The sequence below is a fragment of the Planotetraspora sp. A-T 1434 genome, from assembly GCF_025420585.1.
GTDB lineage: Bacteria > Actinomycetota > Actinomycetes > Streptosporangiales > Streptosporangiaceae > JAOEGB01.
In genome coordinates this window covers 19,352-39,930 of sequence record NZ_JAOEGB010000014.1, presented here as the reverse complement: position 1 = coordinate 39,930, position 20,579 = coordinate 19,352, and the positions used below count along the sequence as shown (strand labels likewise).

Genomic DNA, 20,579 nt, shown 5'->3' with positions numbered 1-20,579 from the left:
TCCGCATCGCCTGCGCCGAATCGGCACACCCCGACATGGCTCAGTCGTCTCTGAGAGACATTTTAACGATACCCGTTTGACCAGCGACTTTGCCGAGCCTAGCGTTGAGGAAATGGGCGGCACGGCGTTCACTCGGCAGGTCGGCAACCTTCCCGCCGACGTGACGAGCTTCGTCGGCCGAAGGCAGGAGCTCGCCGAGATCAAGCGTCTGCTGACCGCCTCCCGCCTGGTGACGCTGACCGGTGTCGGCGGGGTCGGCAAGACCCGGCTCGCCCTCCGGGCGGCCTCCGAACAGCACCGGGCGTTCGACGGGGTCTGGCTGATCGACCTCGCCGGACTCGACGACCCCTCTCTCGTGCCGCAGGCGGTCGCGGCCACCGTGGGGCTGTGCGACCAGGCCGTGACGAACCCGGTCGAGGCGCTGTCCGAGTTCCTGTCCACGCGGCGGACCCTGCTCGTGCTGGACAACTGCGAGCACCTGCTGGACGTCTGCGCCGCGCTGGCCAGCCGGCTCCTGCGGGCGGCTCCCGAGCTGCGGATCCTCGCGACGAGCCGGCAGTCGCTCGGGATCTCCGGCGAGCGGGCCATGAACGTCACGCCGCTCTCCGTGCCGGATTCCGGCCGGCCGCCGCCGACTCCGAAGGAGCTGGAGCGGTACGACGCGATCACCCTGTTCGCCGACCGCGCAGCCGCCGTGCTGCCCGGATTCGTGGTCGACGACCGCAACCAGGAGGCGGTCGCCACGCTGTGCCGCCGGTTGGACGGCATCCCACTGGCGATCGAGCTCGCCGCCGTGCGGCTGCGGAGTCTCTCCATCAACGCGCTCGTCGAGCGCCTCGGTGATCCGTACCGGTGGCTGACCTGCGGCAGCCGTACGGCGGTGCCGCGACAGCGCACGCTGCACGCGCTGGTGGACTGGAGCTTCCAGCTGATGCCCACCCCCGAGCAGATGCTGTGGACCCGCATGTCGATCTTCCCCGGGCACTTCGACCTGGACGCCGTGGAGGGGGTGTGCGTAGGCGACGGCATCGAACCGGAGGACGTGCTCGACCTGCTGGACGCCGTGGTGGACAAGTCGCTGCTGCAGCGGGAGGAGCACGGCGGCGAGGTTCGCTACCGCATGCTGGAGACGCTGCGCGAGTTCGGCCAGATGCGGCTGACCGGGCCGGACGAGCGGCGGGCGCTGCTGCGCCGGCACCGGGACTGGTACCGGCGGCTCGCCGAGCAGGCGGCCGCCGAATGGTTCGGGCCCGGGCAGGCCTCCTGGTTCGCCCGTCTCAAGCTGGATCAGGTCAACTTCAGGGCCGCCATGGAGTTCTGCCTGCGCGAGCCGGGCGAAGCGGAGACGGGGCTGCGGATGGCCACCGACCTGCACCGGCCGCACTGGCTGCCCAACGCCTTCTTCCTTGAGGGGCGGCACTGGCTCGACCGCATGCTGGCGGCGGCTCCCGAGCCCACCGCGACCCGCGCGGAGGCGCTGTGCGTCGACGCCTGGCTGGCGTTCATGCAGGGCGACACCGAGGCGGGCCATCCCCTGATCGAGGAGGGCACGGCCCTGGCCGACAAGCTCGGCGACCCGGTCAGCATGGCGCAGGCGTCCTCGGTCTCGGGCAAGGCCGCCTACTACAGCGGCGACCTGGCGCGGGCGACCGGCCTCCTCGACGAGGCCGTCGCACGGCACACCGCCAACGGCGACTGCTTCGGCGTCGTGACGGCCGCGCTCACCCTCGCGGCGGCCCTCGGCTCCGGCGGCGACGCGGCCCGCGCCACGGCCCTGTTCGAGGAGTGCCTTTCGCTGGCCGCCGACCACGGGGAGAGCTGGTGCCGCGCCTGGGTGCTGACCGTCTTCGCGCTGCACATGTGGCAGCTCGGCGAGACCCCGCGGGCGACCTCACTCGCCCGGGAGAGCCTGCTGCTCGGCCACGCGTTCGAGGACCGGCTGAACGTGGCGTCGAACATCGAGGCGCTCGCCTGGATCATGGCGAGCGAGGGACGCCACGAGCGCGCGGCCTGCCTGCTCGGCGCCGCGGACGCCGTCGGCGGTACGGTCGGGATCTCCGCGCTGCTGCTGAAGCGGCAGGTCGAGTTCCACGAGAAGTGCGTGGCCTCGCTACGGGAGGCGATGGGAGACAAGGCGTTCAACCGGGCGAGACGCCACGGCACCCGGTTGACGGTGGAGCAGGCCGTCGCCGAGGCTCTCGGCGACCGGCCGGACAAGCGCGCCCAGCCGGAGAAGCCCGCCGCTGAGCCGCCGCCCTCACCGCTGACCGCCCGGGAGCGGGAGATCGCGGAGCTCATCGCCCAGGGGCTGAGCAACAAGGAGATCGCCGCCGCGCTCGTCGTCGCCCAACGTACGGCGGAGGGCCATGTCGAGCACATCCTGGCCAAGCTCGGCTTCACCTCCCGCGCCCAGATCGCCGCCTGGATGACCACCCAGAAAGCCTCCCAGGAAGCCGAGTGACAGCCCGCTTCGATCACCGCCAGGCGGACATTGGTCACGTGTCAGGCTGATCCGAGCCGTTGCAGCAGTTGGGCGCGTCTGGCTTCCAGGTCCTCGATCAATGCCTCCTGCTGCTCGGCGTTCGTGAGCACGGTGGCCATCTCGGCCGGGTCCGTGGGGGAGTCCCACCGCTCGCCGATCTCCCGCCGGAGCTCCGCCACGTCCTCGCGGAGCCGGACCAGGTCCGCTTCGACCTGCTTCAGCTGTTCCCTCAGCTCGGAGTCATCCATCCCCGTACCGTCCTGTCCCATTGGAGCTGTTCCTCACCACATTCCACCGAGACGCGGAACTATTCGGCGAGGTCCACATGCCCTTCGGCGACGTGCCGGTAGTCGCGGGACTCCACCGGCAGGCCGGCCGCGTCGAGCCGTACGATCACCACCGCCGCGCCGCTTCCCCCGTCTCCACGGCCGTCAGGCGGTCCCGTGGCCGATGTACACGGTGGTGCGGGCAGCGCGGGCGCGCTCGGCCGCGGCGAGCCGGGCCGTCAGGTAGGACGGCATGATCCCGGCGGCCTCCTCGGCGGTGAAGAAGCCGTAGGCGTCCAGCTCCTCGGCCTGGAGGACGACGCCGTCGCCGTCGGCCACCGTGCCGCAGTCGAAGAGGAAGTGCACCAGCGGAATCGGCCGGTCGTCGAGCGGCGGCACCCAGTGCACCACCAGCAGCCGCCCGACCGGCGGTGTCAGCCCGAGCTCCTCCAGCAGCTCACGGCCGCATGCCTCCTCGGGTGACTCCCCCTCGTCCACGTGGCCGCCCGGCCAGCCCCAATGGTCGCGGTAGTTGGGCTTGACCAGCAGGACCCGGCCGGAGGGGTCGGTCATGAACCCGGCCGCGGCGGCCACGACCTTGTTCAGCCCGGCGTAGAAGACGTCCGCGGGGATCACGACGGCTCCAGCTCGGCGAAAGGCATGTCACGAGCCTAAGGGGCCGCCCCTGATCTCCGGCTGCGGGATGTCCCCTAGACCTCAAGGACGAGAGTTGTACGCCCTTGGCAGTACTCCCAATCCCGTCTGCGCGCCCGATGTTTCGCCCGTGATCGATTCCTAGCGTTAAAGGAAACGTAAAGGGAGAGAACATGAAAAGGAACTTTGCCGCCTCGGTGGGAGGCTGGAGCGCCCGGCACCGCTGGTGGGCGCTGCTGATCTGGGTCGCCTTCGTCGCCGCCGCGACCTTCGTCGGGAACGCCGTCGGCACGGCGGAGATGAAGGACTACGAAGGCATGAACGGCGACTCCCGCCAGGCCGGCCAGATCTACGACGAAGCGGGCTTCAAGAACGTGGCGGACGAGGTCGTGCTGGTCCAGCCTCGCTCGGGCGCGCTCACCGTGAAGGACCCCGGCTTCCGCCAGGCCGTCGCCGACGTGAAGAGCGCCGTCGAGGCCACCGGGCAGGTCGAGCACGTGCGCACGCCGTACGACAGGGAACCGTCGCCGGTCACCGAGGACCAGAGGACGACGCTGGTCCAGTTCGACATGAAGGGTGACGGCGACACCGCCGAGAAGCGCGTGCAGCCGGTGCTCAACGCGGTGGCGAGGGTGCAGAAGGCCCATCCCGGACTGCGGATCGAGGAGGCCGGATCGGCCAGCGCGGGCAAGCTGATCGGTGAGGCGATCGACAAGGACTTCGTCCGCGCCGAGCAGCTGTCGCTGCCGATCACCCTTGGCATCCTGCTCGCCGCGTTCGGCGCGTTACTCGCCGCGCTGGTGCCCGTCGCCCTGGCGATGACGGCGATCTTCTCGGCCACCGGGCTGCTCGCGCTGACGAGCCACCTCCTCCACGTGGACTCGGCGACCAGCAACGTGATGCTGCTGATCGGCCTCGCGGTCGGCGTGGATTATTCGCTCTTCTACATCATGCGAGAGCGGGAGGAGCGGGCGAAGGGCCGTGACAAGCGGCGGGCCATCGAGATCGCGGCGGCGACCTCGGGGCGGGCCGTGCTGATCTCCGGCATCACCGTCATCGTCGCCATGGCCGGGATGTTCCTCACGGGCAACGGCACGTTCATGGGCTTCGCAGAGGGCACGATCCTGGTGGTCCTCACCGCCGTGGTCGGCTCGCTCACCGTGCTTCCCGCGCTGCTCTCGCTCATCGGCGACAAGATCAACGCGCGGGTGATCCACGGCACCGTCCGGGTCCTCACCCGGGGCCGGGTCACCTGGCGGCGCATCCTCGGTGTCCGGGGCGGGCAGAGCCGGTTCTGGGGCGCGATCATGGGGCCGGTCCTGCGCCACCCCGTCGTGTCGGTCGTCCTCGCGGGCGGCCTGCTGATCGGCCTCGCGATCCCCGCCTTCGGGCTGAAGACCGGCGCGCAGAACATCGACGACCTCCAGGGCGACTACTCCATCGCCGAGACCTTCAAGCGGATCGACAGGGCCTTCCCCGGCGGCAACGACCCCGCCGTGGTCATGGTCAAGGCCGCCGACGTGACGACTCCCCAGTTCACCGCGTCCATCCAGAACTTCAAACGGCAGGCGCTGGCGACCGGCGAGGCCAACGAGCCCGTCACGGTCACGATAAATCCTGACAAAACGGTGGCGCGGATCGGTATCGGCATCAAGGGCACGGGCACCGACGCCGTCTCCGAGCACGCCATCCACACACTGCGCGAGAAGGTCATCCCGGCGACCCTTCCCGGCGCCCACGTCACGGGCAGCGCGGCCGGCTCGATGGACTTCAACGACCAGCTCACGCGGACGCTGCCGCTGGTGTTCGGGTTCGTGCTGCTGCTCGCCTTCGTCCTCCTGCTGATCTCCTTCCGTTCACTGGTCGTGGCGGTCAAGGCCATCCTGCTCAACCTGCTGTCCGTCGCGGCGGCCTACGGCGTGCTCGTGCTGGTCTTCCAGAAGGGGTACGGCGAGGGCGTCCTGGGCTTCCACTCCACCGGGACGATCACCAACTGGCTGCCGCTGTTCCTGTTCGTGATCCTCTTCGGCCTCTCGATGGACTACCACGTCTTCATCCTCAGCCGGATCCGGGAGGCGTACGACAAGGGCATGACGACCGAGGAGGCGGTCACCTTCGGCATCAGGAGCACGGCGGCCGTGGTGACCAGCGCGGCGCTCATCATGGTGGCGGTGTTCGCGACCTTCGCCACGCTGTCGCTGCTGACCTTCATGCAGATGGGCATCGGGCTGGCGGCCGCCATCCTGATCGACGCGACGATCGTCCGGGCGGTCCTGCTGCCCGCGACCATGAAGCTGCTCGGCGACTGGAACTGGTACCTGCCGCGCTGGCTCGGCTGGCTGCCTCAACTCTCCCACGGCGACGACGCCGAGGACGCGGATGAGGACGAGCGGCGGGTCCCCGCCCTGGTCGGCTGATCGATTCCCGTACGGCCCCCGCCTTTCTCCGGCGGGGGCCGTTCGCCTATGACAGGACGCTATGGGAGGACGCCGAGCAGGCCGAACCTCCGGGCCTGGGCCGGCTCGGCGATCCGCTGGACCTCCGTGAGGCCGGCCGTCAGGACGACGAGCGTGTTGTGGGCCGCGCCCTTCACCCGCACCACGAGCCGGCCGTCGGGGAGGTAGACCGCGCCGATGAGGGTGCCCTTGACCGGCACCGGGACACTGGCGCCGGTCACGGTGTCGACGATCGAGGGGCGGTACCAGACCGGCCAGACTCCGTCACCGCCCTCGTCGTTCGCGCCGAGCCGCTTGACGATCACCTTGCCGCCGTCGGGCGACAGGCTCTGCACGTGGTTGGCGAGCTTGATCCCGGCGGCCCGGCGCGACTTGCCGGTGGTGACGTCGAGAAGGTAGACGCCGTCGGTCGTCCCGGCGTATCCGGCCAGGTAGCGGCCGTTCGCCGACCAGGCGAGATGGCACACGCCGTACGTCCTGCCGACGGTGCGCCGGTTCTTCCCGTCGGCTCCGACGATCGCCACGCGGGCGGTGGCCTCCGTGCCGGTGAGCGGGTAGGCGATCCGGGAGGAGTCGGACGACCAGACCGGCGTGGCACAGGGCACTCCGGCGACGGCGCCCCGGGCGATCACCCGGTCGCCCGTGCTCCCCGTCACGTGGAGGCGGCCCTTGTCGTCGATCCAGGCGACCTTCCGGCCGTCCGGTGAGGCGGAGAACTGGCCTAGGCCACCGGCCGACAGCTTCGAGAAGCCCTTCTCTGGCCGGTATGTGAGGACGTCGACCGCGTCGCCGTACCGGAAGAAGACGGCTCCCCTGACCTGCTTCGCCGCCGCGTGCGCGGGCAGCGGAATCGAGACGAGGACCGCGGTGACCGCGGCGAGTGCCTTCAAGATTCGCATAGCCGTATCTACACCGATTCCTCTAGAGACACCAAGTGTGGGGCGAAAAATCCTTTAAAAGTAAACTCGTCGGCATGAGGGCAGCCGCGACATCCATCCGGAAGCCCTTGGTCTACTGGACCGCCGGCGTGCTCACCTACATGGTCGCGGTCTTCCACCGTCAGTCCCTCGGCGTCACGGGGATCGACGCGGCGGCCCGCTTCGGCGTCGGAGCCGCCGGGCTGTCCATGTTCGCCATGCTTCAGCTGCTCGTCTACGCGGCCATGCAGATCCCGGTCGGCATCCTGGTCGACCGCGTCGGGTCCAAGCGGATGCTCCTCGTGGGCGCCGCGGTGATGGCTCTGGGGCAGCTCGTCTTCGCCGTGGCGACCGGCCTCGCGGGAGCCGTCGCCGGGCGCGTTCTCATCGGCTGCGGCGACGCCATGACGTTCATCAGCGTGATCCGGATCGTCAACCTGTGGTTCCCGCCCCGCCGCAATCCGGTGATCGTGCAGCTCACGGGCCTGCTCGGCCAGCTCGGCGCGATCGCGTCCGCCGTGCCGCTGATCCACTCCCTCCGGACGTACGGCTGGACGCCCACCTTCCTCGGTGCCTCCGCGCTCGGGGTGGTCGCGATGCTCATCGTCACCGTCGGGCTTCGGGACAGGCGGCCGGAGGGCGGCGCCACCGCCCTCGGCCTCCGGGCGGCCTGGGCGGAACCGGGAACCAGGCTGGGGATGTGGACGCACGCCGCGACCCAGTCGTCGGTCGCCGCGTTCACGATTCTGTGGGGCTATCCCTTCCTGGTGCAGGGCCAGGGCCTCTCCCCGTCGACCGCCGGGCTGCTGCTGACCACGCTCACGCTGCTCGCCATGATCTGCGGGCCGCTGGTCGGCTACCTCGCGGGGCGGTTCCCCCTGCGCCGGTCGTGGATGGTGCTGGCCGTCATCGGCGGCACGGCGGGGGCCTGGACGCTCGTCCTCCTCTGGCCCGCGCCCGCCCCGCTGTGGGTGCTCGTCCTGCTCATAGTGGCACTGGCGACGAACGGCCCCGGCTCGGTGATCGGGTTCGACTACGCGCGGACCTTCAACCCGGCCGAGCGGATCGGCGTCGCCACCGGGATCGTCAACGGGGGCGGGTTCGTCGCCACGATCTCAGTGGTCACGCTCATCGGCGTCTCGATGGACCTTCAGGGGGACTTCCGCTGGGCGTTCGCCGTGCAGTACCCGGTGTGGCTGCTGGGCGCCGTCCAGGTGCTCCGCTACCGGACCCGGGCCCGCCGTCTCCTCGCCCTCCGCCTCGCCCCCAACAACGCCTGACTGCCAGCCTTCGCGGCTCATATCCACGTCCACCGCCTCGGTGAAGCCGGGCAGGGTGCCGACAACGCCTTCGAAACGGCTGCGGCACCCGCCGGGGAACCTCATATCTCGACCAGGAAAAGCTTGGGGTCGAAGGCTCGCAGATCATCAGGGTCGGCGGTGATGACAGGCAACCGATGATGGCGCGCGAGCATCACCACATGGGCGTCAACAAGATCGTCTCCATCTGCGCGCTGACCCAGGTACGCGCCTATGGCCTTGGCTACAGGGACGGTGATCTCGGCTACCTGCACGTCACTTCGCCGAAGAAGCATGGCCAGGGCTGCCTGCCGGGCGTCACCACGCCATGCCTCAGCGACGGATCCAGCGGAAATCACCAGCCTATGCTCAGGACGGGGATCGGCCAGAAGCCCGATCATTATGCGGTTCTTAGCCGGCTTCTCCAGCGCGATCAGGGCCCCAGTGTCGAGCACGAATCCGCGAGTCACGCGGTGTCCTCACCGTCAAGGGAAGCGTAGTAATCCTGCGCCTGCTCGCTCGCCGCCCGGGCGGTCTCGATCCAGGCTCGCTCCTCTTCGGTCAACTCGCCCACCTGCTCCCGAAGAGCGGACCAGAAATACTTCTGTGCCTCTGTCTCCGCCAGGCGCTCAGCCACAAGCTCCGCCATGAAGGCAGACACAGAGGGGTACTGGCCCTCCGCGACCAGCCGCTTGACCTCTTCCGCCTCCTTGGCGGGGAGAGTGACGGTGACCCTCGTGACATGCTCGCCCATAGCCCAAACGCTAGCATACGAAAGTATGCTGGCATATCCCAGGTCGGCTCCACTCAAGGTCATCGAGCACAGTAGACGTCCGCATGAGCTGCATAACCAAAAGCATAGTCAAGGCTTTGCCGAGCGTACCGGCTGCGCTACTTTCGGTTAGAGATCCACGAACGGATCGGGGAAGTGGCCGGGGGCGAGGGTGGCGGCGCGGTCGAGCAGGGCCGTGCGCGTCCTGACGGCCAGTTCCGGGTCCTCGTCGTACACATAGGCGACCGCGGGATCGGCGACCTGAACGGGGTGCAGCACCACATCACCGCTCACCACGAAATCCCCGACTTCGACACACTGGTGGCCGGGCGTGTGGCCAGGGGTGTGCACAACGCGGATGCCGGGAAACAGTTCCGCGTCGCCGTACACAATCTGGAGCGAGTCCCGCAGGGGCGCCACGACCTGGTCAAGCATCGGGCCCGTGACCCAGTCGAGCTCGGCCTGCTGGATCACGTATCGCGCGTTCGGAAAGGCGGGCGCTCCGGCCACAATGGAGCCGCTCGCGTGGTCGCTGTGCAGGTGGGTCAGGACAACCGCGTCGACGTCAGCGGGGTGGACGCCCACCGCGGAGAGTTCCTCAGGCAACCTTCCGGGGACGGGCGCCCAGCCGGCCGCGGGCGAGTCGGCGCCGCCGATCCCGGTATCCACCAGGACGGTACGGCCCGCGGCCCGCAGCAGGTAGCAGTGGAAGTGAAGGATCCACTCAGCGTCCGGCGAGAACGAGCCACCGGGGAACATCTCGGGCAACGGCTTGCGGATGTGGTGACCCATTTGCCCCACGGCATCACAGAGTGCGACAATCTCGACCCCGGTCACGATTCTCGGTTCATGCGACTCATAAGACTCATGCGACATTGCTTCAAACTACTGGCGGGGGGCGGGGGTGTAGTCGGAGACGAGGTCAGCGGCGTAGACGGCGCGCTCGCAGCGCGAGCAGCGGTAGAGCACGGGGCCCTCGTCAAGCTCGGTACGGCAGCGCGGGCAACAGCGGTGGGTGCGGGTCATCTCGATCTCCCCCTTCGGCGTTTCTTCGTGTGCTCATTGGACATCCGGCCACTTGTCGTATTCCTGCAGTCCGCTTGACGGCCTCCGCCAAGGGAGGATGGAGGGATGCTCGACGACGTCATCGACTATCTGCTCTGCCCGGTCTGCGGAGGGCGGCCGTCCCTCGTGGAGGGGGCGGTCCGCTGCGAGCGCGGGCACAGCTTCGACGTCGCGCGGCAGGGCTACGTCAGCCTGCTGACCGGGTCGGCGGCTCCCGGCACGGCCGACACGCCGTCGATGGTCGCCGCCCGCGCGGACTTCCTCGACGCCGGGCACTATGCCCCGCTCGCCGACCGCCTCGCAGATCTGTGCGGGGCCGCCTCCGTGGTCGCGGACGCCGGCGCGGGGACGGGCTATTACCTGGCCAGGGCCCTGGGCGTGAGCGGGGGTACGGCCGGCCGGGCCGTGGGCATCGCACTCGACGTCTCCAAGCACGCCCTCAAACGGGCGGCCAGGGCGCATCCCCGGATCGGCGCCGTCGTCGCGGACGTCTGGCGGCCCCTGCCCGTCCGGGACGGGTGCGTGGACGTGCTGCTCAACGTCTTCGCGCCGCGCAACGCCGCCGAGTTCGCGCGGATCCTCAGGCCGGGCGGCTCGCTGGTCGTCGTCACGCCGGCCGAGGACCATCTCCACCCGCTCGTGGAGCGGCTCGGCCTGCTCTCCGTGGACGAGGAGAAGGAGCGCCGCCTCGAGGAGACCCTGGGCGGCCGGTTCGCGAAAGCCGTACAGGAGGTGGAGGAGATCACGCTGACGCTCGGCCACAAGGCGGTCGAGGCGGTGGTGGGAATGGGGCCGAGCGCCTGGCACACCGGGACGGCCCTCGCGGACAAAATTCGCGAACTTCCCGACCCGGTGCGGGTGCGGGCGTCTTTCCGAATTACGCGATGGGTGGTACATAAGTGACTTGAGCGCTACTTGACCGGAAATTCCCCTGCGACATCCGCGATTTGTCGGTCATTTTCGATGTCCGCGGGACATACTTGACCGCGACCCCGAGGGCACACAGGGGAGGGCGCATGAAGGCCGAGGAACGCTGGCAGGCCAGGTTCCGGGCACCGCGCATGACCCTGCCGACATGGGCGCGCCAGGCGCCCCACCGCGCCGTCTACCGCAGCAACGCCTCCGGCACGTGGGAGATCTACGCCTGGGATCGCTCGACGGGGAGCACCCGCCAGGTCACCGACCGGCCCAACGGCACCTCCCGTTGCGCCATCGACCCGCAGGGGAAGTCGATCTGGTGGTTCGCCGACACCGACGGCGACGAGTTCGGCGTGTGGATGCGGCAGCCGTTCTACGGCGGCCCCGACGTCCCGGTGAACATGCCGCCGGGGCATCCCTGCGGCCTCGCGCTCGCCTCCAACGGCGCCGCGGCGGTCGGCCGTTCGTTCCGCGGCGGCTTCGAGGTCCTGCTCGTCCAGGGCGACCTCGTCCACGGCGACCTCGTCCACGGCGACGAGGACCCCGTCACGATCTACCGGCACGACGAATCCGTCCACGTGGCGGACATGTCCCTCGACGGGTCGCTCGTCGCGATCAACCACAGCGAGCACGGCGACGCCTTCCACCCCTCCCTGCGGGTCCTGAGGGCCGGCGGCCAGATCGTCGGCGAACTGCACGACGGCCCCGGGAAGGGCGTCACGGGCGTCCGGTTCGCCCCCGTGCTCGGCGACCGGCGGCTGCTGGTCCTCCACGAGCGCCGGGGACGCCGCGCGCCGCTGGTGTGGGACCCGGTGACCGGCGAGCAGCGGGAGATCTGGCTGCGGGTGCCCGGCGAGACCACCGCCGACTGGTACGGCGACGGCCGCGCCCTGCTGATCATGCACAACCATCGGGGCCGCACGGAGCTGCTGAAGTACGACCTCGCGGGGGGCGGCCTGACCCCGATCGAGAGCCCCCACGGAGTGATCGACGCCGCCGCGCCGCGCCCCGACGGCACCGTGGAGTACTCCTGGTCGAGCGCCGCCCATCCCCCGGTGATCAGGTCGAGCAACGGCCACGTGGTCATGAGCCCGGGCCGCACCCCGCCGCCGTCGGTGCCGCTGGAAGACATCGACGTGGACGGTCCCGGCGGCCGCATCCACGCACTGGTCTCCCGGCCGGAACGCGTCGCCCCGCCGTACCCGACCGTGTTCCTGCTGCACGGAGGGCCCGCCTCGCAGGACGACGACTCGTTCCTCCCGCACGTCGCGGCCTGGGTGGACAGCGGCTTCGCGGTGATCCGGGTCAACTACCGTGGCTCGGCCGGGTACGGCTCGGCCTGGCGGGACGCGCTCCACGGCGACGTCGGCCACATCGAGCTGGCCGACGTGTCGGCGGTCCGGGACTGGGCGATCGACCAGGGGGTGGCGGACCCCGCCCGGCTCATCCTCGCGGGCGCGTCCTGGGGCGGATACCTCACGCTGCTGGCTCTCGGCACCCAGCCGAAAAGCTGGGCCGCCGGCATCGCGGCGGTGCCCATCGCCGACCACGCCGCCGCGTACGAGGACGCCGCGGAGGGGCTGCGGGCGGCCCATCGCGCCCTGCTAGGCGGCACGCCCCTGGAACAGCCCGAGAGGTATGCCGCGTCCTCGCCCATCACCTACGCCGACATGGTCCAGGCGCCGCTGCTGATCCTCGCCGGGGAGAACGACCCCCGCTGCCCGATCCGCCAGATCGAGAGCTACCTCCAGGCGCTCGCCGACCGCGGCCACGAGGCGTCCGTCTACCGCTACGACGCGGGGCACGGCACGCTGGTCATCGAAGAGCGCATCCGCCAGGTGGCCGCCTCGATCGACTTCGCGGTCAGGGCGCTCGCAGAACGAGAATAGCCAGGTCGTCGGCGCTCGGCTCGGGCGCGAACTCCTGTACGGCACGCCGGATCCGCTCGGCCACCGCCCGGGCGGACAGGTCGACGCATTCGGACAGCAGCTTGGCCAGCCCGCCGTCGTCGTCGAGGAGCCTGGTCCCCGACCGGCGTTCGGTCACCCCGTCGGTGACCCCGAGCAACACGTCCCCCGGGTCGAGATGAACGCTCTCCTCGTAGAAGGCCGCCTCGGGGAAGACCCCCAGCAGCGACTGCGGCGACACGACCGACTCGACAACGCCGCTCGGCCGCAGCCGCAGCGCCTCCGGATGGCCGGCGGAGACGAGGCTGATGTCGAGACCGTCGGCCACGCGGGTGATCTCCCCGTGGAGCAGCGTGAGGAACCTCGCGCGCTCCCCCTCCTCCAGGATGGCCTGGTTGAGCCGGGCCACGACGGAGGCCACGCCGTACCCCTCCCGGGCGAGCAGGCGGAGCGTGTGGCGCGCGAGCCCGGTCACCGCCGCGGCCTCGGGGCCGGTGCCGCAGACGTCTCCGATGGCGAACCGCCAGACGCCGTCACCGAGTGGGAACAGGTCGTAGAAGTCGCCGCCGACCTCGTTGGTCTCGCCGGCGGGCTCGTAGATCACATGGAAGTCGAGGCCCGGCGTCGTCGGCTCGTCCGGCGGCAGGAGGCTGCGCTGGAGCGCCCGGTTGGCCGCCGCCTGCTGCGCGTAGAGGCGGGCGTTGTCCATCGCCAGCGCGGCCCGGCGGCCGAGGTCCTCGGCGAGCTGCATGGCCTCGTCGGGGAAACGGTCGCGGCGGCCCAGGCACATGACGCCGAGCCGCCGCCCCCGCGCGGTCAGCGGGAACGCCAGGGACTGCCAGTCCCCCGTGTGGAGGACCGCGGGGCCGTCGTCCGCCGGCAGGGGCAGCGCATCGAGCTGGTCGCGGAGCGCGTCGATCTGGGTCTCGTCGGCGTGCCACAGGTAGGCGAGCCGCAGCGGGCCCGACCCGTGCGCGGAGGTGTAGACGGCGCACCAGGTCGCCAGCCGGGGAACGACGATCTGCGCGATGATCGCCGGGACCATGTCGGGGTCGAGGGTGCCCGCGAGGAGATCGCTGGCGTCCGCGAGGAAGCCGAGCCAGCCGGGGCCCTGCACGGCCTCGGTGACCCACTCGTCACTCGTGTCGGACGCGTTTCCGGGCAGCTCGATCCTCGCCCACCGGGTGCGCAGCGACGCGGTGAAGGTCACCCCCCAGGAGATCGCGTCCGCCGGCGGCCCGTAGCCGGGCGCCTCCGCCTTCTCACGGACCTCGATCTGCACGGACTCACCGTGGTGGATCCACACGACTTCGAACGGCTCGCCCGACACCTCGCCGACGAGCTCGGCCGCGAGCCGCTCGGCGTCCCCGCTGATGGACATGGCCGCCCACGCGGTCATCACCTCACGGGTGAACCGCTTCGCTGCCGGTACGGCCGTCTGGCCTGGCGTGAAGGACGCGGCCAGAACGGCACGAGGGGTATCTGTCACCGTGTCTGGCTTACCACAATTCCGGCTGACACGGGGTCAAACAACAGGGCCACGCAGGCCACGGAACGTGACAGACTGGCATGGAGTCCGTCCCCCCGGAGGCCGCTATGCCTCGGCTGCGGCGCTGAACCCCCAAGGGGTGAAGGAGGCTAGATGTCGCCCGCCAACGTGGAACTGGCTGGGAAGGAGCGGTGTTATACCGAATCCGACCTCGTTCCGTTTCTGGAGACCCTTATAACGTGGCGTGACGGCGACTTCCGCCGACGCGTGCCACACGCGCCGCCGGGGATCCTCAGCGAGATCCGCCTGCTGCTCAACGAGGTGGCCGACCGGCGTGAGCATCTCGCCAACGAGCTGGTCCGGGTCCGAAGGGAAGTGGTCAAGGAGGGCCGGTTCGGCGAGCGCCTGACCCCCGGGCCGGGTGTCGGCTCGTGGGCCGAGGGCGTGGGCTCCGTCAACGACCTCATCGACGCGCTCGTCACCCCGGTCACCGGCGCGGCCGACGTCATCGACGCGGTGGCCAAGGGCGACCTGTCCCGCCGGATCGACCTGGATCGCAGCGCGCGCGGCGAGGTCCGCAGGCTCGGCAAGGCCATCAACGTCATGGTCGAGCAGCTCGCGCTGTTCACCTCCGAGGTGACCCGCGTCACCAAGGACATCGGCACCGAGGGCAAGCTGGGCGGCCGGGCCAACCTGAAGGGCATGTCCGGCAGCTGGAAAGACCTGACCGAGGCCGTGAACACGATGTCCGGCCGCGTCTCGGCCCAGGTGCGCGACATCGCGGTCGTCACCACGGCCGTCGCCAAGGGCGACCTGAGCCGCAAGGTCACCGTCGAGGCCGTCGGCGAGATGTTCGAGCTCAAGAACACCGTGAACACGATGGTGGACCAGCTGTCCGCCTTCGCGGAGGAGGTCACCCGCGTCGCCCGCGAAGTCGGCACCGAAGGCCAGCTCGGCGGCCAGGCCCAGGTCCGCGGCGTCTCCGGCGTCTGGAAGGACCTCACCGACAACGTCAACTTCATGGCGAACAACCTGACCTCCCAGGTCCGCCAGATCGCCGCCGTCTCGACGGCGGTCGCCCAGGGCAACCTGTCCAAGAAGATCACCGTGGACGCCCAGGGCGAGATCCTGGAGCTCAAGGACACCCTCAACACGATGGTGGACCAGCTCTCCGCGTTCGCCGACGAGGTCACCCGCGTCGCCCGCGAGGTCGGCACCGAGGGACGCCTCGGTGGCCGCGCCGAGGTGCAGGGCGTCTCCGGCGTCTGGAAGGACCTCACCGACAACGTCAACTCCATGGCCAACAACCTGACCTACCAGGTGCGCAACATCGCCCAGGTGACCACCGCCGTCGCCAACGGCGACCTCACCCGCAAGATCGACGTGGACGCCCAGGGCGAGATCCTCGAGCTCAAGAGCACCATGAACACCATGGTGGACCAGCTCTCGTCCTTCGCCTCCGAGGTCACCCGCGTCGCCCGCGAAGTCGGCACCGAGGGACGCCTCGGCGGCCAGGCCCAGGTCCGCGGCGTCTCCGGCGTCTGGAAGGATCTCACCGACAACGTCAACTTCATGGCGAACAACCTGACCTCCCAGGTCCGCCAGATCGCCGCCGTCTCGACGGCGGTCGCGCAGGGCAACCTGTCCAAGAAGATCATCGTGGACGCCCAGGGCGAGATCCTGGAGCTCAAGGACACCATGAACACGATGGTGGACCAGCTCTCCGCGTTCGCCGACGAGGTCACCCGCGTCGCCCGCGAGGTCGGCACCGAGGGGCGGCTGGGCGGCCAGGCCCGCGTTCCGGGTGTGTCTGGCGTCTGGAAGGACCTCACCGACAACGTCAACTCCATGGCGAACAACCTGACCTACCAGGTCCGCGACATCGCCGTGGTCACCACCGCCGTCGCCAAGGGCGATCTCACCCGCAAGATCGACGTGGACGCCCAGGGCGAGATCCTCGCCCTCAAGACCACCATCAACCGGATGGTCGACCAGCTCTCCTCCTTCGCCTCCGAGGTGACCCGCGTCGCCCGCGAGGTCGGCTCAGAGGGGCGGCTGGGCGGCCAGGCCCGGGTCGAGGGCGTCGAGGGCATCTGGAAGGGCCTCACCGAGAGCGTCAACGAGCTGGCCGGGCGCCTCACCACGCAGGTGCGCGCGATCGCGGCCGTGACCAGCGCCGTCGCCCGGGGCGACCTCACCCAGTCGATCACCGCGGACGCCGAGGGCGAGCTGGCCGACCTCAAGGACAACATCAACACGATGGTGTCCAACCTGCGGGTCACCACCACCGCCAACCAGGAGCAGGACTGGCTCAAGTCCAACCTGGCCCGGATCTCCCGACTTATGCAGGGCCACCGCGACCTCATCGAGGTCGCCAGGCTGATCATGAGCGAGCTCACCCCGCTCGTGTCCGCCAGCCACGGAGCCTGCTACCTGGTGGTGAACGGCGAGCTGACCCTCATCGCGGGGTACGGCATACAGCCCGGATCGAGCCCCCGGCAGCGCTTCGCGCTCGGCGAGGGCATCGTCGGCCAGGCCGCCCTGGAGACCCAGCAGATCATTTTGGAGAACGTCCCGGCCGAGTACATCACGATCGAGACCGGGCTGAGCAGGTCGCGCCCCGCCCAGATCGTGGTCATGCCGATCCTGTTCGAGAACCAGGTGCTCGGCGTCCTGGAGATGGCCTCGTTCAACCAGTTCAGCGAGGTCCACCTGGCCTTCCTGACCCAGCTCGTCGAGACAATCGGCGTCACGATCAACACGATCATCGCCAACTCCCGTACGGAGGACCTGCTCAAGGAGTCGCAGCGCCTGGCGACCGAGTTGCAGGAGCGCTCGGACGAGCTCCAGCGCCAGCAGGAGGAGCTGCGCAGGTCCAACGCCGAGCTGGAAGACAAGGCGGCGCTGCTGGCCAAGCAGAACCGCGCGATCGAGATCCAGAACTTTCAGATCGAGCAGGCCCGCCGCACCCTGGAGGAGCGGGCCGAGCAGCTCGCGGTCTCCTCGCGCTACAAGTCCGAGTTCCTCGCGAACATGTCGCACGAGCTGCGCACCCCGCTGAACAGCCTGCTCGTGCTCGCCAAGCTCCTGACCGAGAACACCGAGGGCAACCTGACCCCGCAGCAGGTCGAGTTCGCGAGGACGATCCACAGCGCCGGCTCGGCCCTGCTCCAGCTCATCAACGACATCCTCGACCTGTCGAAGGTCGAGGCGGGCCGGATGGACATCCACCCGCAGCAGCTGTCGCTGCCCAAGCTCGTCGAATACATGGAGGCCACGTTCGCGCCGCTCGCGCAGGACAAGGGCCTGTCCTTCTCGGTCCAGGTCGACCCGACCGTGCCGAACGAGCTGCGCACCGACGAGCAGCGCATGCAGCAGGTGCTGCGCAACCTGCTGTCCAACGCGGTCAAGTTCACCCCCACGGGCGAGGTCCGGCTGGAGGTGACCCACGCGCCGCTCAGCATCCCGTTCGTGGACGAGACGCTGAAGGGCTCCGACAACATCCTCGCCTTCAAGGTGGTGGACACGGGCATCGGCATCGCGCCCGACAAGCTGGAAGTCATCTTCGAGGCGTTCCGCCAGGCCGACGGCACCACCAGCCGCAAGTACGGCGGGACCGGCCTTGGCCTGTCGATCTGCCGCGAGATCGCCCGCCTGCTCGGCGGTGAGATCCACGTGGACAGCACACCCGGGGAGGGCAGCACGTTCACCCTCTACCTGCCGATGGCCTATTCGGGGCCCCTGGCGGCGCGCGACGGCGGAGCCACCACGACCCTGTCGCACACCACGGAGCGTAGAGAGCCCCTTCCGGAGCTGCACAACGAGGACGTCCTGCCGGAGCTCGCGCCGCCCACCGATCTGCCCATCCCGCAGCTCTCGCCCCTCTCCGAAGGCCAGGACTGGCAGGGCGACGACCCGCTGACAGGCGCGAAGATCCTCATCGTGGACGACGACATTCGCAACGTCTTCGCGCTCACCAGCGTCCTGGAGCGGTACGGCTCGACCGTCGTCTACGCCGAGAACGGCCGCGAGGGCATCGAGCAGCTCGAACGCAACGAGGACGTGGCCCTCGTCCTGATGGACATCATGATGCCCGAGATGGACGGCTGGGCGACGACCTCGGCGATCCGGAAGATGCCGCAGTTCGCGGACCTGCCGATCATCGCGCTGACGGCCAAGGTCATGCGCGGCGACCGTGAGAAGAGCATCGCCTCGGGGGCATCCGACTACGTGCCCAAGCCGGTCGACGTCGACCGGCTGCTCGAACGGCTCCGCGGCTGGCTCATCCGCGGCCGCGTCACCACCGCAGAAAGGTCGGAGCTCATGAGACCCGACATCCAGGAAGGGGCATGATCGATGCCTGACCGCGCCAAGATCCTCCTGGTCGACGACCGCGAGGAGAATCTGATCGCGCTCGAGGCAATCCTCAGCTCGCTGGACCTGGTGCCCGTGCGGGCCCGGTCCGGCGAGGAGGCGCTGAAGGCCCTGCTGTCCACCGAGTTCGCGCTCATCCTCCTCGATGTCCGCATGCCCGGCATGGACGGCTTCGAGACGGCCGCCCACATCAAGCGGAGAGAGCGCACCCGCAACATCCCGATCATCTTCCTGACCGTGGTGGACAGTGCCCCCGACTACGCCTTCCGGGGATACGCCGCGGGCGCGGTCGACTACCTCACCAAGCCCTTCGACCCGTGGGTCCTGCGGGCCAAGGTCGCCGTCTTCGTCGAGCTGTACAACATGAACCGGCGGCTCACCGAGCAGGCCTCGCTGCTCCGTGAACGCCTGACGGCCGAGCTGCCGAACGGCGCCGGGACCGACCAGGCGGCCGTCCTGCCGGAGCTCTCCCGCCGGATCAGCGCCGTCGAGGACGAGCTGGCCAGAGTGCGCGAGTTGGTGCAGAAAAACGGCGACTCCACGGTTTCCGGCCCGCTCTCCGACCTCAGCGAGCGCGTCGCCCACCTCCGAGCCGGCTTCGACGCCCTCACGTAGTTCGATTGCCGCCTCGTCTCCGCCCCCCTGCCGCGTGATCACGCACAGGTTCCCGCGCGCATGATCACGGCGACGGGTTAGCGGCGGGCGCGTTCCAGGGCGTCCCAGAAGCCTCGGCGGAGGGCGTGGCGGACCTCGTCGTGGAGGAGAAAGTCGATCGGCAGCGAGGAGCCCTGGAGGAGGCGCGCCTCGAGGTCGGAGGGCATCCTGGGCTTGCGGGCGAGGACGGCCTCCAGCCACAGGGCGGGGGCGTCACGCGCGACGGAGTCGCCGAAGTCGTGGCCTTCCTTGTGCGCGGCCTTCACCGCTTCGGCGAGCGTGGTGGTGCCACCGTTCTGCGCGGGCACGGGAGCGGGCTGCGGCCCCGTGTACGGCCCGAGCTGCGACGGCGAGTAGCTCCCGGTGTTGGCCGAATACTGGTTCGGCGGCGGCTGAGCCGGGGGCGGCGGGGACTGGACCACCGGCGGCGGGGCGGGGGCCGGAGGGGGAGGCGGGGCGGGCTGCGGCGCGGGCTGGGGCTGGGGCTCGGCAGTGTACTGCGGGTAGGCCGGCGGCGACGGAAGCGCCGGCGGGGCGGGCCGCGCATGGGAGGACGACCGGCCGCCGCCCTGGGAGCCGTTGGCCAGCGGCACCACACCGTTGCCACGAGAAGGACCGCTGTCGGCCGGCTGCTGGTGCTGGCCGTTCCGCCCGGATGGCTGGTGCTGGCCGTTCGGGTGACCGCTGTCGCCGCCCGCGACGAGGTTGACGTAGGGCCGGAGGTGGCCGGAGCCGATCTCGATGAGGTCGTCGCACTCCTGGCGGAGCGTCCGTGAGACCGCCCAGCTTCCGTCGGCCGAGATGTGGATGACGGTCACCCGGATGCCGAGATCCTGCGCGTCGCTGACCACCTGTGCCAGGTCCTCGTCGCCGCTGACCACGACCGCGTCACAGACGGCGTTGTTGCGGGCCAGCGTCATCAGGTCGCGGTGCACCTGGGCGTCCACACCCTCACGGCGGCCGGGCCGGATGCGGGCCAGGCGCAGCTTGAGCCCGGGGATGTCGGCGAGCACGTCGTGCTCCGGGGTCCGGCGGCCCTCCACGGTCGCCTCGTACCAGTAGCAGCGCAGCAACGGCAGCCCGGTACGCTCGCGTGAGAGGGTCGTGAGGAGTTGCAGCAGCCCGGGATAGTCCCAGGCGACGGCTTCGCGATGGCGGGTCCCATGCACGGCCATCGCGCCGTCGGCCAGCAAATAGCCGGCGTCAACGAACAGCGCGCACCGATCCACGCGACACCGCCCTTCCTACGTGGCTCTCTCAGGGTAATCAAGCGGGTGATCGCGCGAGGGTGAATCCCGGCGATTCAGCCCTCCTCCGCCGCCCGCCC

16 protein-coding genes are annotated in these 20,579 nt (G+C 69.9%); 7 read left to right on the top strand and 9 right to left on the bottom strand.

The window, feature by feature from the left end:
• Positions 1 to 112: 112 nt before the first annotated feature.
• Entirely contained in the window at positions 113 to 2,461 is a 2,349-nt protein-coding gene (locus N5079_RS19165; RefSeq protein ID WP_261585301.1) for an ATP-binding protein, read from the top strand.
• A gap of 41 nt (positions 2,462 to 2,502) precedes the next feature.
• Here the strand turns inward: N5079_RS19165 and N5079_RS19160 are convergent, their stop codons facing one another.
• Together N5079_RS19160 and N5079_RS19155 are read right to left on the bottom strand one after the other, a co-directional pair.
• Positions 2,503 to 2,730 carry a hypothetical protein gene (locus N5079_RS19160; protein WP_261585300.1) on the bottom strand — a complete coding sequence of 76 codons (228 nt, stop codon included), beginning with the start codon at positions 2,728 to 2,730 and terminating at the stop codon, positions 2,503 to 2,505.
• A 183-nt stretch (positions 2,731 to 2,913) separates the two neighbouring features.
• Positions 2,914 to 3,384 (bottom strand): NUDIX domain-containing protein, encoded by a 471-nt coding sequence (locus N5079_RS19155; RefSeq protein WP_261585299.1) that lies wholly within the window; start codon positions 3,382 to 3,384, stop codon positions 2,914 to 2,916.
• A 191-nt stretch (positions 3,385 to 3,575) separates the two neighbouring features.
• Between N5079_RS19155 and N5079_RS19150 the strand changes: the two genes are divergently transcribed.
• Positions 3,576 to 5,819 carry an MMPL family transporter gene (locus tag N5079_RS19150; RefSeq protein WP_261585298.1) on the top strand — a complete coding sequence of 748 codons (2,244 nt, stop codon included), beginning with the start codon at positions 3,576 to 3,578 and terminating at the stop codon, positions 5,817 to 5,819.
• A 59-nt stretch (positions 5,820 to 5,878) separates the two neighbouring features.
• On the opposite strand, the gene N5079_RS19145 is transcribed toward N5079_RS19150, so the two are convergent.
• Positions 5,879 to 6,757: a hypothetical protein gene (locus tag N5079_RS19145; protein WP_261585297.1), complete on the bottom strand. Its 879-nt coding sequence runs from the start codon at positions 6,755 to 6,757 to the stop codon at positions 5,879 to 5,881.
• A 74-nt stretch (positions 6,758 to 6,831) separates the two neighbouring features.
• Between N5079_RS19145 and N5079_RS19140 the strand changes: the two genes are divergently transcribed.
• The gene (locus N5079_RS19140) at positions 6,832 to 8,055 is read left to right on the top strand and encodes an MFS transporter (RefSeq protein ID WP_261585296.1); all 1,224 of its coding nucleotides are present in this window, start codon (positions 6,832 to 6,834) and stop codon (positions 8,053 to 8,055) included.
• A gap of 101 nt (positions 8,056 to 8,156) precedes the next feature.
• On the opposite strand, the gene N5079_RS19135 is transcribed toward N5079_RS19140, so the two are convergent.
• The 4 genes from N5079_RS19135 to N5079_RS19120 form a co-directional block, all read right to left on the bottom strand.
• Positions 8,157 to 8,543, bottom strand: a complete 387-nt coding sequence (locus tag N5079_RS19135) for a PIN domain-containing protein (protein ID WP_261585295.1) — start codon at positions 8,541 to 8,543, stop codon at positions 8,157 to 8,159.
• Positions 8,540 to 8,827 (bottom strand): ribbon-helix-helix domain-containing protein, encoded by a 288-nt coding sequence (locus N5079_RS19130; protein WP_261585294.1) that lies wholly within the window; start codon positions 8,825 to 8,827, stop codon positions 8,540 to 8,542. The genes N5079_RS19135 and N5079_RS19130 overlap by 4 nt, the downstream gene beginning before the upstream one ends.
• Before the next feature lie 147 nt (positions 8,828 to 8,974).
• A complete protein-coding gene (locus N5079_RS19125; protein WP_261585293.1) occupies positions 8,975 to 9,637 on the bottom strand; it encodes an MBL fold metallo-hydrolase in 663 nt (220 codons plus the stop codon).
• Positions 9,638 to 9,730: 93 nt separating this feature from the next.
• The gene (locus N5079_RS19120; protein WP_261585292.1) at positions 9,731 to 9,871 is read right to left on the bottom strand and encodes a hypothetical protein; all 141 of its coding nucleotides are present in this window, start codon (positions 9,869 to 9,871) and stop codon (positions 9,731 to 9,733) included.
• A gap of 105 nt (positions 9,872 to 9,976) precedes the next feature.
• Here N5079_RS19120 and N5079_RS19115 point away from each other — a divergent pair, with 105 nt between their 5' ends.
• Positions 9,977 to 10,813, top strand: coding sequence for a putative RNA methyltransferase (locus tag N5079_RS19115; protein ID WP_261585291.1), 837 nt, complete (start codon positions 9,977 to 9,979; stop codon positions 10,811 to 10,813).
• A gap of 113 nt (positions 10,814 to 10,926) precedes the next feature.
• Positions 10,927 to 12,717, top strand: coding sequence for a S9 family peptidase (locus tag N5079_RS19110; protein ID WP_261585290.1), 1,791 nt, complete (start codon positions 10,927 to 10,929; stop codon positions 12,715 to 12,717).
• Here the strand turns inward: N5079_RS19110 and N5079_RS19105 are convergent.
• Positions 12,692 to 14,224 (bottom strand): PP2C family protein-serine/threonine phosphatase, encoded by a 1,533-nt coding sequence (locus N5079_RS19105; protein WP_261585289.1) that lies wholly within the window; start codon positions 14,222 to 14,224, stop codon positions 12,692 to 12,694. The genes N5079_RS19110 and N5079_RS19105 overlap by 26 nt on opposite strands.
• Before the next feature lie 153 nt (positions 14,225 to 14,377).
• Between N5079_RS19105 and N5079_RS19100 the strand changes: the two genes are divergently transcribed.
• Positions 14,378 to 18,577: a HAMP domain-containing protein gene (locus N5079_RS19100; protein ID WP_261585288.1), complete on the top strand. Its 4,200-nt coding sequence runs from the start codon at positions 14,378 to 14,380 to the stop codon at positions 18,575 to 18,577.
• A 3-nt stretch (positions 18,578 to 18,580) separates the two neighbouring features.
• A complete protein-coding gene (locus tag N5079_RS19095) occupies positions 18,581 to 19,213 on the top strand; it encodes a two-component system response regulator (protein WP_261585287.1) in 633 nt (210 codons plus the stop codon).
• Between the two features lie 77 nt (positions 19,214 to 19,290).
• On the opposite strand, the gene N5079_RS19090 is transcribed toward N5079_RS19095, so the two are convergent.
• Positions 19,291 to 20,481 (bottom strand): NYN domain-containing protein, encoded by a 1,191-nt coding sequence (locus N5079_RS19090; protein WP_261585286.1) that lies wholly within the window; start codon positions 20,479 to 20,481, stop codon positions 19,291 to 19,293.
• Between the last annotated feature and the right edge of the window lie 98 nt (positions 20,482 to 20,579).